Genomic DNA, 13,722 nt, shown 5'->3' on the forward strand with positions numbered 1-13,722 from the left:
TCTTCTTGATCGCGTGTGGTTTTTAGCGGTTACTGCAACGGGCTTTGAGCCTGCTTACGCGGCCAGCGCCTTGCGGATCGCAGCCGACAATTCAGCCGGTGCGAACTTGGTCACATAGCCATTCGCGCCAGCGTTGCGCGCGTGCGTTTCATTCGCCGCGCCCGTGAGCGACGAGTGAATGATCACCGGAATATGTTTCAGACGCGCGTCGGCCTTGATTTTGCGCGTCAGCATGAAGCCGTCCATTTCCGGCATTTCGAGGTCGGTGATGACAAGAGAAATCTTCTCGCGCACCGGCACGTTCTCATTGGCGGCTTCTTCGGCGATTTTCAGCAACATCTGCCATGCCATTTCGCCGTTCGATGCGATCACATGCGGTGCATCCAGCGCGGTCAGCGCCTGACCGAGCAGCGCGCGGGCAAAGCCCGAATCGTCCGCGGCAAGAATCCGGCCGCCTTCCGTGCGCAGCGCGTCGCCCACCGCTTCCGGCTTGACGTCTTCGTGCTGCTCCGGGAATACATCGCGCATCACCTGTTCGACGTCGAGCACCTGTGCGAGGCGTGTCTTGCCCTCGCCCGCGTCGATGCGCGCGATCCCCGTGACATAACCCGAGGTGCCACTCGACTCCGCGCTCAGCACTTCCTTCCATTCGAGGCGGATGATGTCCTCCACCTCGTCCACCGCGAACGCCTGCGTGCCGCGCGAGAATTCGGTAATCAGCAGAATGGGCGGGCGCTTGTCCGAAGGCGAGCCAATCAGCGAAGCGATGTCGATCACGGGAATGATCTGCCCGCGAATATCCACCGCGCCCACCAGATGGGCGGGCGAACCGGCGATCGGCGTGACTTCGGGCATCGTGACGATCTCGCGGATCTTGAACACGTTGATGCCATACAGACCGCGCCCTGCCCCCGGACGCGCTTCGCCCAGACGAAACAGCAGGAGTTCTAAGCGGTTGTTGCTGGTCAGCGTGGTGCGTTCGTCAACGCCAGGTTGCATCGTCTTCATGGATTTTGTCTGATGAATTGCGTCGTCTTGCGCATCGTCTTGCGCTTTGGGGCGAACCTGAAAGCAGGCTGGTCTTGCGATTACCCAAATCGCACGCGATCCGTCCCCGCTCGAAACGCGTGCATTCTGGGTGTGTTGAGCCTGCTTTCACCCCGCCCCAATCCTGATATCGGCAGGGCGCGGCGAAGCTTGAACGGGACCAACCCTGGTAACGTTGAATTCAGGCTCAGCCGTAGCTCGGTTGCGTCTGCTGGGCAGCGTGGCCGTACTGGGCTTGCGCCGCGCCCGCAAAGGCGTGGCGGGCCGCCTGCGCGAAACTGAACACGCCCACGGCGCGCTTGAGCGTGTCCGCCTGCTGTTCGAGCGACTGAGCGGCGGCCGCGGCCTGCTCGACCAGCGCGGCGTTCTGCTGCGTGACTTCGTCCATCTGCGTGACGGCCGAACTGACCTGTTCGATCCCTTTGCTCTGCTCTTCAGACGCCGACGAAATTTCCGAAACGATATCCGAGACGCGCTTGATCGCCTCGCGCACCTGCCCCATTGCATCGCTCACTCGCCCGGCCTGCTGCGCGCCGCCTTCGATCATCGTGACGGAGGAGGTAATGAGTTCCTTGATTTCGCGCGCCGCGGTGGCCGAACGCTGCGCCAGGCTACGTACTTCGCTCGCGACCACCGCAAAGCCACGGCCCTGTTCACCGGCACGCGCCGCTTCGACCGCCGCGTTGAGCGCCAGAATGTTGGTCTGGAACGCAATGCCTTCGATCACGCCGGTAATTTCGGAAATCTTGTGCGAACTGCCGCTGATCTGCTGGATCGTGCCGACCATTTCGCGCACTGCTGCATCGCCGCCGCTGGCGAGATCGTTCGCGTCGCCCGCCAGACCGTTGGCGGCACGCGCGTTGTCGGCGTTCTGCTTCACGGTTTCGGTGATTTCGGTCATGCTCGCGGCCGTTTCTTCCAGCGAAGCGGCCTGCTCTTCGGTACGCGCCGAAAGATCGAGGTTGCCTGCCGCGATTTCGCGCGCGGCCAGCGCCACGGATTCGGTCGAATGCTGGATGCCGCGCACGATGCCCGCAAGCTGACCATCCATGCGCTTGAGCGCACTGAGCAACTCGCCGAATTCGCCGCCGATATTGGCGTCGATTTCGCTCTCCAGGCAGCCGCCTGCGATCGTATTGGCCACCGTGATCGCGCCGTTCAGCGGGCGCATGATGACGCGCAGCAGGAACACCGACGCCGCGAATGCGACCGCAAGGCCAGCCAGCACCAGTACGACGGCCACGATCAGCGCCGTATGTGCGTGGCGTTCCGAATCGGCCGAAAAGGCACGGGCTTCGTCGTCATTGACGGCGATGTCCTGATTCACGAGGTCGAGCAGGTTCTGCGCGAGCGCCGCGTGTTCGATTTCGAGTTGCTGGCCGCCGTCGAAGTCGCCAGCGTTGAAGCGCTGCAGGCTTTGGGTCGCGGAATCGCGGAATGGCCCCATGGCGGCGTCGATCTTGTCGGCGATCGCGCGCTCATTGGCGTCGGTCACGCGCGCCGGGTAATAGTCCGCCCATGCCTTGGCCAGTTGCGCGAGATCCTGGTCGGCCAGTTGGGCAGCCGTGCGGGTTTTCTGTGCGTCGCGGCCCAGCGCGATGCGGCTCAGTTGCAGCCGCGAATCGATTGCCGAGGCGCGCACGTCGCCCAGATCGCGAATCGGCACGACCGTGCCGGAATATTCATCGAGTACGGTCTGATTCAGCCCCGAAATTGTCGATGCGCTATAGGCGCCGATGAGCGCGATGATGACGACGCAGATCGCCATCGCCGCGATGATCTTGAAGCGTACCGTTTGAAGCAAACCGTTCATGTTCCTCGCCCTTATGCCGGCAACGATGCGCCGGTTGTCGACGCACTCCAAAGCTTTATCGACATTTCAGGCCGAACAATTAGGCTTCTTTTCGAATTTTTATTGCGCCTTTCCGCAGATCATTACATCGCTTTCATATTCACAACAAAATATTTTTGAAAGCATTTATTCATCCAATGCCTTGCGTTTCACACAAGTCTTCCAATTCCTTCCATGACGACATTTGATTAGTATGTCGAACTATTTATCGCATAAAAAAAGCCACCCTGCCGGGTGGCTCTGCTCAAACGGCCAAGGCTCTTTCTTTGGCGTTTTCGCTTGTATTCACGGGTGATTTCGCCTGCGCAGCGCTCACCAGACGGCGATAACGCGACAATGCCCAAAGCGGGAAGTACGCGGTATAGCCGTGATACTTGAGGTAATAGATGCGCGGGAAACCCGGCGCATTGTGCGAGCGATGCCACCAGAAGCCTTCGCCATCCTGCACCGAAAGCAGATAAGCGATGCCGCGCTGCACCGACTCCGACTCGTAGTCACCAAACGCCATCTGGGCGAGCAGCGCCCACGCCGTGAAGTTCGACACGCTTTCGCCGCCATTCGTGCCAGCCAGCGCCGGATCGATATAGCTGTCGTTGGTCTCGCCCCAGCCGCCGTCGGCATGCTGGCGCGCACGCAACCACGCCAGCGCGCGGGCGATATACGGCTGCTTCGGATCTTCGCCCGCCAAGGCGAGGCCCGCCAGCACGCTCCACGTTCCGTAGATGTAGTTGGTGCCCCAACGGCCCCACCAGCTGCCGTCCGCACACTGCGTCGCCTTGATGTAGTCGATACAGCGCGCGAGCGAGGCCTTGTCCTCTTCGCGCCCCGTCACACCAAAGCACAGCAGCACACGGCCCGAGACGTCCTCAGTGGGCGGATCGAGCAGCGCGCCGTGATCGGCGAACGGAATCGCGTTCAGATAGAGACGGTCGCAATCCGCGTCGAAGGCGGCAAAACCGCCATTGCGCGATTGCAGCCCACGCATCCAGTCGAGCGCCAGCGTCACGCGCGCCGCATACGGGTCAGCGCCCGTGATCTGCTTTTGCAGACGGCCGCGACGATGCAACATCGCCACGACAACGGCGCTATCGTCGATATCCGGGTAATACGGGTTCTCATACTGGAACGCCCAGCCGCCTGGCGGCACGTCGGGCTTGACGTTCTCGATCCAGTCGCCCTTGATATCGTCCACCTGACGCGCAGCGAGCCAGTCATAGGCAAGCGCGATCTGTTGTTCGAGTTCGGCGCGCGGGATATTCGTTTCAGTCGATTCCTCTGCGGGGGTATCCGGCACCGTCAGCGCCTGCTCCAGCGCCATCGTGCTCCATGCCGTATCCCACACCGGCGAGAGGCAAGGCTGGCAATACACGCTGCCGTCCGGACGTTCGACCAACAGCTTTTCCAGCGCATTTTCGCAATCGCGGCGCAGCGGATGATCCTCAGGATACCCAAGCACTTCCATCATCTGGTAGCTATAGACGATGGGCGGAAAAATGCCGCCCATACCGTCTTCGCCGTTCATGCGCTCGGCGCACCAGGCTTCGGCGTGCTTGATCGCGCGCTTGCGCAGCGCGCCGGGAATCAGTGGATCGACATGGCGCAGCAAGCGGTCCATCGCCAGAAACGCGCGTCGCACGCCCTTGCCGCGCGCGAAATATTCGCGCTCCTGCTCAGGCGGCGTGACGAACAGTTCGGCGATCGACACGTTATGCGGATTCTTCGCGCGCGCCTTGAGCGAGCACAGCACCAGCAGCGGCACCATGGTCGTGCGCGCCCAGTAGGCCACCTTGTACATCGAGATCGGCACCCACTTGGGGAACAGCACGAACTCGATCGGCATGAACGGCGTGGCGCGCCACGGCACCTGGCCGAAGGTCGCCAGCAGAATGCGCGTGAACACGTTGGATTTTGCCGCGCCACCCAGCTTCAGAATGGCTTCGCGCGCGCGCACCATGTGCGGCGCATTTTCCTTGTCGCCTGCGGCCTTGAGCGCGAAATAAGCTTTCACGCTGGCCGATACATCGGGGGCGCCATCGACATACAGATCCCACGCGCCATGCGTTTCGAGACGCTGGATATCGCGCAGGTAGCGCGCCATTTTCTCCTGGCGCACGGTGTCGATCTTCGCCATGAAATGCATCATGAGGATGTATTCGGCGGTGATCGTCGCATCGGATTCAAGCTCGAAACACCAGCTCCCTTCGGGCTGTTGCCGGCGCGCAAGTGCGTTGCGTCCCCGGACGATAGCGGCGTCGAGCAGCGCCGCGAATGGCAGGTCGGATTTCTTCATGGCGCGAATAATACCATCCAGACGGAATGTTTAGCCTTCACGGCCGCAATGGTAAGATCCGGTCATGAAGAACACTTCCGCCAAAGCCCCAGCCGACGCGGCTGGCCACGCCGAGGCCACGCCGCCGACCGCGCAAAATCCGCTTAGCCAGAGCATCCCGACCAGCGCGCCGGAAATCGGGGCGGCATCTCCTGCTCCTGCTTCTGGCACCCGCCGCAAGAAGGCGCCGGTGCAGGTGCGCGCGCAGTTATTACAGGCGGCTTCCGATATCGCCACCGACCACGGCGTGCCCTCCGTCACGCTCGACGCGGTGGCCGAGCGCGCGGGCGTCACCAAGGGTGCGCTGCAATATCACTTCGCAAACAAGCAAGGACTCCTTGACGCTTTGTTCGAGCAAACGCTCGAACGCTTCGAGCGTCAAATGGAAGCGCGTCTCGCCGACGATCAGGACGATGCCGGCGGCGCACGGGCGCGTGCCTATCTGCATTCGAGCATCGATGAAATGAGTCCTGCCGCCAGTACCAATGTGCTGCGCGTGCTGGTGGCGGCGATGATGACCGACCCGGAGATTCGCGAGCGTTACGCCGCGCCGATGCGCAAATGGACCCGGCCCGATCCGCTGCCGCTCGAAGAAGCTGCGCGCCTGATGATCTGCCGTCTGGCCGCGGACGGTTTGTGGATTTCAGACCTGCTCGGCTATCAGGACATGTCGCCGGAAATGCGCGAAGAAGTGGTGCGCCAGATCGAAAAAATGACGTTCAATGCGGCCTGAAGCGCTGCAATCGCATTAGCGGGAAGCGGGCGCAGTCGATGCGCGCACAACCAGATGCGGCGGCGAAGCCACGCAGACTTTCGGCACGCGCTCGGGCTGCCCGCCTGATTTTCCCGCGCTCGCAATCAATTCCCGCAATAGCGCCACGCCGAGTTCCGCTGCCTCCACGGTCGGCACCGCCACCGTCGTCAGCGCGGGCCGCGATTCGCTTGCCAGCTGAATATCCGTGATGCCGACCACCGATAGCTGCCCGGGCACCTCGAAACCGAGATCGGCGGCGGCCTGCATTGCGCCCAGCGCAGGCAGATCGTTGGTCGTGAATAGCGCGGTGAGATCGGGATGGCGCGTGAGCAGTTCGCGCGCCGCTGCGTACCCGCCTTGCGTGGTGTCGATTGCATGAATCACGGGCGCAGATGCAGGATCAAGCCCCGCCGCTTCCATCGCGGTCACGAAGCCGTCGTAGCGGGCGGCATGAATGCCGTACGCCTTGCTGCCCACGATTGCGCCTATGCGCCGGTGCCCCAGATCAATCAGATGACGCGCAGCCAGTTCGCCCGCAAGATGAAAATCCACTGCCACGCACGGTAAGCCAGGCGGTTCCAGCGGCTTTTCCCACATGCAAAGCACCACGGGCGCACCGCGCAATTCGGTGAGACGCAGATCGTCGAAGTCGAGGTTGGCGTTCATCACCAGCACGCCCGCGGATAGCGTACCCGCGAGTTGTTCGAGATATGCGCGGCCTGTGTGCGGATCGCCATCGGTATTGCAGATGATGAGGAACTGCCCGCTGCTGCGCAGCGCATTTTCCACGGCAAGCGCGAACTCGGGATAGAACGGATTGGCGATGCTCGCCACCATCAGCGCGATGGTGGGCGCACGCCCTTCCGCAAGCGCGCGTGCGGGTAAATGCGGACGATAGCCAAGCGCTGCGATGGCTTCGAGCACACGCTGGCGCGTCGCCTCGCCAACGCGGCCACGGTTGCGCAGCACGTTCGAGACCGTCGCGGGCGTGACGCCGGCGTGACGGGCGACTTCAGCAAGCGTGGGCGCTGACGAATGGGGGGATGTGGGCGTCGTGGGCATCGCTTTTTACATCTCAATATTTGGGAATGCATTTCAACATTTGCCTGATTGGCTCAGGCAGCGGCACCATTGGCCTCGCATTCCAGCGTTGCACTCGCCCACGAGGTAACGCAATTAATCCAACGAAATCGGAGACACCGCATCTGGCAACCAGCGATCGCGCCCACGATCGATTTTTTTAGGTTGCCTGATTAAGCGCTTAATCGCTAGCGCTGCGCCGATTAGAACACGGAGACGGGACGAATGGCGAGCATTTCCTTGCGAGGCGTGCAGAAGGCCTACGGCGACAATGCGCCGGTAATACGCAATGTCGATCTGGAAATCGGCAAGAACGAATTCTGCGTATTTCTCGGGCCTTCGGGTTGCGGCAAATCCACCCTCTTACGTATGATCGCGGGCCTTGAAGACGTCACCGACGGTGACGTGTCGATTGGCGGAAAGCTGGTGAACGACGTCCCCGCCGCGCAGCGCGGCGTGGCGATGGTGTTCCAGAGCTACGCGTTGTTTCCGCATATGACGGTGTACGAGAACATGGCCTTTGGCCTGAAGCTCGCAAAAACGCCCAAGGCCGATATCGACCGCAAGGTGCGAGAAGCCGCGCGGATACTTCAGCTCGAAGCGCTGCTGGAGCGTCATCCCAAAGCCCTTTCCGGCGGACAGCGCCAGCGCGTCGCCATTGGCCGCGCGATCGTGCGCGAGCCGGGCGTGTTCCTGTTCGACGAACCGCTATCGAATCTCGACGCTACCTTGCGCGGCCAGACTCGCATCGAAATCGCGCGCCTGCACAAGCAGTTCGCCGAAGCGAGCGTGGTCTATGTGACCCACGACCAGATCGAGGCAATGACGCTCGCCGACAAGATCGTGCTGCTGCATAGCGGTAAGGATACCGAAATGTACGGCAGTATCGCGCAAGTGGGCGCGCCGCTCGAACTCTATCACCGGCCCGCGAGCCGCTTTGTGGCGGGATTCATCGGCTCGCCGCGCATGAATTTCCTGCCCGCGAAGGTCAATAGCGTCGATGCACAAGGCGTCAGCATCACGCTCGACGGCAGCGGAGAAACCGTGCGCCTGCCGCTTCAAGCGGGCGCGCTGACGGCGGGTGCGCCGGTCACGTTTGGCGTGCGGCCCGAACATCTGGAATTGATCGCATCGAGCAGCGGGAACGCCGCACGCCCCGGCGAATCGCTCACGCTCGCGCGTAAGGTCACGCTGGTGGAAGCGCTCGGCGAGCATAGCTATGTGCATCTCGATCAGCCCGGCGGCACGGTGCTAATCGCCAAGGCGCCCGGCGATGCGCAGTTCTCTCACGGCGACACGGCCGAATTCCGCGCGCAGGCCGCGCAATGTCATCTGTTCGCGCAGGACGGCTTTGCACTCGCGCCGCTCGCCGCACAACCCCTTGAATCCGCCGCGCAACGCGCATAAACCATCGACGAGGACACAGGCATGCGTCTTGGAGTCTGCTATTACCCGGAGCACTGGCCCGAAGCAATGTGGAAGGATGACGCCGCGCGCATGAAGGCGCTGGGCATCGAACAGGTCCGCATCGCCGAATTTGCGTGGAGCCGCATCGAACCGTCGCCCGGCGAATACGATTGGGGCTGGCTCGATCGCGCCATTGATACGCTTGGCGAGGCTGGACTCAAGGTGGTGATGTGCACGCCCACCGCCACGCCGCCGAAGTGGCTGATCGACCGCCATCCCGAGATTCTGCCGGTGGGCGCCGATGGCCGTGAGCGTGCATTCGGCTCGCGACGCCATTACGACTTCTCATCGCCCGCATGGTACGAAGCATCGCAGCGCATTTGCGAAGCGGTTGCACAACGCTATGGCCAGCACCCCGCCGTCGCTTACTGGCAAACCGACAACGAATACGGCTGCCATAACACGGTAGTGAGTTATTCCGAGGCCGCAATCAAGCGCTTTCGCGGGTGGCTCGCGAAGCGCTATGGCAGCATCGGTGCGCTGAATACGGCGTGGGGCACGGTGTTCTGGAGTATGGAGTACCGCAGTTTCAGCGAAATCGACGCGCCTGTCGGCACCGTCACGGAAGCGCATCCTTCGCATCGGCTCGACTATCGCCGGTTCGCGTCAGACGAAGTGCAGCGCTATAACCAGATGCAGGTCGACATCATTCGCGCGCATTCGCCGGGCCGTCCTGTTGCGCACAACTTCATGCAGTTGTTCACGGAGTTCGATCACTACAAGGTCGCCGCGGATCTGGACGTCGCGACGTGGGACAGCTATCCGCTAGGTGCGCTCGAAGAACAGTGGTACGCGCCGGATATCAAGGCGCGCTATCTGCGTACCGGCCACCCGGATTTCGCTTCGTTTAATCACGATGTGTATCGCGGTATGTCGAAGCTGCCGTTCTGGGTCATGGAGCAGCAGCCGGGCCCTGTGAACTGGGCGCACTGGAATCCCGCGCCGCTGCCCGGCATGGTGCGGCTGTGGAGTTGGGAAGCCTTCGCACATGGCGCGGGCTGCGTCTCGTACTTCCGCTGGCGTCAGGCGCCGTTCGCGCAGGAGCAGATGCACGCGGGTCTCAATACGCCCGACAACCGGCTCGATATCGGCGGCAGCGAAGCCGCGCGCGTGGCCGAGGAAATCCGCACCGTGCTGGCCGATCCGCAGGCCAATGCGAATGCGCATGTCGACACCCGCGTTGCGCTGGTGTTCGATTACGAAGCAAAGTGGCTATTCGAAGTCCATCCGCAAGGCGCTGACTTCCACTATCCGCGCTTTGCCGTCGAATATTATTCGGCGCTGCGTTCGCTTGGTTTTGATGTCGATATCGTGCCCGCCGACGCGCCGCTCAACGGCTATCAACTTATCGTGGTGCCGCCCCTGCCGGTCGTGCCCGACGATTTCGCGCAACGTCTCGCACAATCGGGCGCGCAAGTTATCCTCGGGCCGCGCACCGGCTCCAAAACCGTGGACCTGCAGATTCCTGCGAACCTGCCGCCGGGACCGCTGGCCGCGCTGCTGCCTTTGCGCGTGTGGCGGGTGGAATCGCTGCGGCCCAATATCACCGAAGCTGTGACCTTCGCCGCCGATACCTTGCCCGAGGGCCACGCGCGTCACTGGCGCGATCTGATCGATATCGATGCGGGCGCAACGGAAGTGCGCGCGAGCTTTAGCGACGGCCATCCCGCATGGCTCACGCACGGCAAGATTCATTACCTCGCCAGCCTGTTCGACGACGCGACCACTGCCGCGCTGTTCGCGCAGATTGCGAGCGCAGCCGGTCTCAATCCGACTCCGCTTGGCGACGCGCTGCGCGTGAGCCGTCGCGGCGGCCTCACCTGGGTATTCAACTACGGACCCGGCGCGCACCGCATCGACGCGAATATTCCCGATTCAGCCATCGTGATCGGCCAGCGCGAGATCGAAGCGCAGGGTGTCACGGCTTACCGCACGCAGCACAAATAACGACGTAAAACATAGGAGACAGGCCATGACAATCCAACTTCGCACCCTGTTCGCCGCTGTCGCGCTTGCGACGGCCACGCTCACGGGCGCACTCGCAACCACGGCGCAGGCCGGCACACTGGAAGTGAATATCGCGTTCAAGGGCGCGAGCCAGCGCGCGGTGTGGACGCAGGTGATCGACCAGTTCAAGAAGACGCATCCGGGCACGGACGTGAAGGTGTCTTTCGTCGATGAAGAAGCCTACAAGGTGCAATTGCCGAACTGGCTCACGACAGCCCCGCCCGATATCGTGAACTGGCATGACGGCGAGCGCATGGCCTATTACGCGCAGCGCGGCCTGTTCGAAGATCTGTCGCCCGAGTGGCAAAAGAACAACTGGGACAGCATGTATGCGTCGACGAAGGAAGCTTCGTCGTACAAGGGCAAGCAATATGCCGCGCCAACGGTGTATTACTCCTGGGGCATGTTCTATCGCAAGGACCTGTTCCAGAAGGTCGGCATTGCGAACGAACCGAAAACCTGGAATGACTTCCTGGAAGACTGCAAAAAGCTCAAGACGGCTGGCATTGCGCCGATCGCCGTGGGCGGACGCGATGCGTGGACGCTTGCGGGCTGGTTCGATTATCTCGACCTGCGCCTGAACGGCAACAAATTCCATCAGCAGTTGATGGCTGGCGACGTGCCGTACACCGACCCTCGTGTGAAGAAGGTCTACACCACGTGGAAGCAATTGATCGACTCGGGCTATTTCATCGACAATGCGCTGTCCTACGATCTTGACGCCGCCCAGCCGTTCCTCTTCCAGGGCAAGGCCGCGATGATGCTGATGGGCACCTTTATCACGGGTGGTTTCAGCCCGACGGTGAAGCAGCAAATGGGCTACTTCCAGTTCCCGATCATCGATCCGAATGTGCCGACCGCCGAAGACGGTCCGGTCGAATCGCTGCATATTCCGGCCAAGGCGAAAAACAAGGCCGATGCACGTGCCTTCCTCGCGTTCACGCAGACGCCGGATATTGGCGCGCAACTGGCCAAGGGGCTCGGTTCCTTGTCGGCCAACAGCAAGTCGCCGGAACCGGACGATCCGATTTCGAAGATCGGTTTCCAGATTCTCGCCAACACGAAGGGCGGTATCGCGCAGTTCTATGATCGCGACATGACCAAGGAAATGGCCGATGAAGGCATGAAGGGCATGCAGCAGTTCATCGCCGATCCGACCAAGATCGATTCGATCCTCGCGCAACTGGAAGAGACGCGTAAGCGCATTTACAAGAAGTAAATGGCGGGCGGCGCGGCGCCCAATAGCGTCGCGCCGCCACGCGGATTGCTTTGGAGGTAAGCAGTGACGCCCTCAACGACTCATCCCTCAAGCGGCCGCGGTACAGCGCTCGCGACCCAGACCGTGGCGCACCGCGCAGACAGCGTGCCGGGCAATACGCCCGGCCCCGCCGGCGATGGCCGCACCCAGGCGCCGCGCGCCACGCAGCCGCACGGCAAACCGCGTCGGCGCGTCTCGCCCACCGCACGCCGCCAGCGCCGCGCCGCTGCGCTCTTTCTCGCGCCGGCTTGCATCATGGTGGCGATCTATGTGGTTTGGCCGATTCTCTCGACGATCCGCATATCGTTCTACAACTGGGACGGCATGAGCGAGCCGAGCTTTATCGGCCTGGCCAATTACGTGGAGCTGTTTCATGCCGCCACGTTTTATACCGCGCTCAAGAACAACGTAATCTGGCTGCTGCTGTTTCTGCTTGCGCCGCCCATGGGTCTGGCGATTGCGCTGTATCTGAATCAGGCGGTAGCGGGCATTCGTATTGTCAAATCGCTGTTTTTCGCGCCTTTCGTGCTTTCTGGCGTCGTGGTTGGATTGATTTATTCGTGGTTCTACGACCCGACCTTCGGCTTGCTTGCGGTGCTCATCGGCCACGGCATTCCGGTGCTGGGCGACCCCCATTACGCTACACCAGGCATCATTTTCGCCGCGCTGTGGCCGCAAACCGCCTACTGCATGATCCTGTATCTCACCGGCCTCACGACGCTCAATAGCGAACAGATCGAGGCCGCACGCATGGAAGGCGCAAAAGGCTGGACCCTGCTCTGGCACGTGATCCTGCCGCAATTGCGACCCGTCACCTTCATGGCGGTGGTTGTGACGGTGATTGGCGCGCTGCGCAGCTTCGACCTGATTTCGGTCATGACGGGCGGCGGCCCGTTCGAAAGCTCAACCGTGCTTGCCTATTACATGTACGACCAGGCGATCAAGTACTACCGGCTTGGCTATTCGGCGGCAATTGCGGTCGTGCTGTTTGCGATCATGCTGCTGTATATCGTCTATCACCTGCGCCGTCTGCTGAAAAACGAGCACTGAGGTTATCGATATGTTTCCGATTCCCATCGACAAATGGAAGCCCGCGCCGCGGCGGCTCTACAAGCTCTCACTGCCCATCGCGCTGCTGATCTGGCTGCTGCCGATGATCGCCGTGATGGTGACATCGATACGCTCTACTGATGAACTGAGCGAAGGCAATTATTGGGGCTGGCCGAAGCATTTCGCGCTGATCGAGAACTATCGAGAAGCGCTGACGACTTCGCCGATGCTGCACTACTTCTGGAATAGCGTGCTGATCACGCTGCCCTCTGTTGCGTGCGCGATTGCGCTCGCGGCGATGGCGGGTTTCGCTCTGGCGATTTATCGCTTTCCGGGAAATTCGGCGCTCTTTGCGGCTTTTGTTGCAGGGAATTTTGTGCCGATTCAGGTGCTGATGATTCCCGTGCGCGATCTCACGCTGAAGCTCGGACTGTATAACTCAGTGGGTGGGCTGATTCTGTTTCACCTGTCGTTTCAGACGGGATTTTGTGCACTGTTTCTGCGCAACTTTATCAAGCAGTTGCCGTTCGAACTGGTGGAAGCAGCGCGTATCGAAGGCGCGAACGAGTGGACGGTTTTCTTTCGCATCATTCTGCCGTTGATCCGGCCGGCGTTGGCTGCACTCGCAATTCTCGTGTTCACGTTCGTGTGGAACGATTACTTCTGGGCACTATGTCTGACGCAAGGCGATGATGCCGCGCCGATTACCGTGGGCGTGGCTGCGCTTAAGGGGCAATGGACGACGGCGTGGAATCTGGTATCGGCTGGGTCGATTCTGGCTGCGCTACCGTCGGTTGCGATGTTCTTTGCGATGCAGAAACACTTTGTCGCGGGGCTGACGTTTGGGGCGACGAAGGGATGAGGGGTGGTATTTTAGA

10 protein-coding genes are annotated in these 13,722 nt (G+C 61.5%); 6 read left to right on the forward strand and 4 right to left on the reverse strand.

Going from position 1 to position 13,722, the window contains the following annotated elements; all coding sequences use genetic code 11:
- Positions 1-54: 54 nt before the first annotated feature.
- The 3 genes from F3J17_RS30815 to shc form a co-directional block, all read right to left on the reverse strand.
- Positions 55-1,008, reverse strand: coding sequence for a chemotaxis protein (locus F3J17_RS30815; RefSeq protein ID WP_167068506.1), 954 nt, complete (start codon positions 1,006-1,008; stop codon positions 55-57).
- A gap of 226 nt (positions 1,009-1,234) precedes the next feature.
- Positions 1,235-2,860: a methyl-accepting chemotaxis protein gene (locus F3J17_RS30820; protein ID WP_167068509.1), complete on the reverse strand. Its 1,626-nt coding sequence runs from the start codon at positions 2,858-2,860 to the stop codon at positions 1,235-1,237.
- A 283-nt stretch (positions 2,861-3,143) separates the two neighbouring features.
- Entirely contained in the window at positions 3,144-5,201 is a 2,058-nt protein-coding gene (shc, locus tag F3J17_RS30825; RefSeq protein WP_167068599.1) for a squalene--hopene cyclase, read from the reverse strand.
- A gap of 52 nt (positions 5,202-5,253) precedes the next feature.
- On the opposite strand from shc, the gene F3J17_RS30830 reads away from it, so the two are divergent.
- Positions 5,254-5,961 carry a TetR/AcrR family transcriptional regulator gene (locus tag F3J17_RS30830; protein WP_167068512.1) on the forward strand — a complete coding sequence of 236 codons (708 nt, stop codon included), beginning with the start codon at positions 5,254-5,256 and terminating at the stop codon, positions 5,959-5,961.
- 15 nt (positions 5,962-5,976) lie between these two features.
- Here the strand turns inward: F3J17_RS30830 and F3J17_RS30835 are convergent, their stop codons facing one another.
- On the reverse strand, positions 5,977-7,044 hold the full coding sequence (locus F3J17_RS30835; RefSeq protein ID WP_167068515.1) for a LacI family DNA-binding transcriptional regulator: 1,068 nt from the start codon (positions 7,042-7,044) through the stop codon (positions 5,977-5,979).
- Positions 7,045-7,287: 243 nt separating this feature from the next.
- On the opposite strand from F3J17_RS30835, the gene ugpC reads away from it, so the two are divergent.
- From ugpC to F3J17_RS30860, 5 genes are all read left to right on the forward strand, one after another.
- Positions 7,288-8,469 carry a sn-glycerol-3-phosphate ABC transporter ATP-binding protein UgpC gene (ugpC, locus tag F3J17_RS30840; protein ID WP_167068518.1) on the forward strand — a complete coding sequence of 394 codons (1,182 nt, stop codon included), beginning with the start codon at positions 7,288-7,290 and terminating at the stop codon, positions 8,467-8,469.
- Positions 8,470-8,490: 21 nt separating this feature from the next.
- A complete protein-coding gene (locus F3J17_RS30845; RefSeq protein WP_167068521.1) occupies positions 8,491-10,476 on the forward strand; it encodes a beta-galactosidase in 1,986 nt (661 codons plus the stop codon).
- A gap of 25 nt (positions 10,477-10,501) precedes the next feature.
- Positions 10,502-11,755 carry an ABC transporter substrate-binding protein gene (locus F3J17_RS30850; protein WP_167068524.1) on the forward strand — a complete coding sequence of 418 codons (1,254 nt, stop codon included), beginning with the start codon at positions 10,502-10,504 and terminating at the stop codon, positions 11,753-11,755.
- 63 nt (positions 11,756-11,818) lie between these two features.
- Positions 11,819-12,844: a sugar ABC transporter permease gene (locus F3J17_RS30855; RefSeq protein ID WP_345891271.1), complete on the forward strand. Its 1,026-nt coding sequence runs from the start codon at positions 11,819-11,821 to the stop codon at positions 12,842-12,844.
- Between the two features lie 10 nt (positions 12,845-12,854).
- The gene (locus F3J17_RS30860; RefSeq protein WP_167068527.1) at positions 12,855-13,706 is read left to right on the forward strand and encodes a carbohydrate ABC transporter permease; all 852 of its coding nucleotides are present in this window, start codon (positions 12,855-12,857) and stop codon (positions 13,704-13,706) included.
- The last annotated feature ends 16 nt before the right edge of the window (positions 13,707-13,722 follow it).

Origin of the sequence: Burkholderia sp. Ax-1719, assembly GCF_011753055.1 — a bacterium.
In the GTDB taxonomy this organism is placed as follows: domain Bacteria; phylum Pseudomonadota; class Gammaproteobacteria; order Burkholderiales; family Burkholderiaceae; genus Paraburkholderia.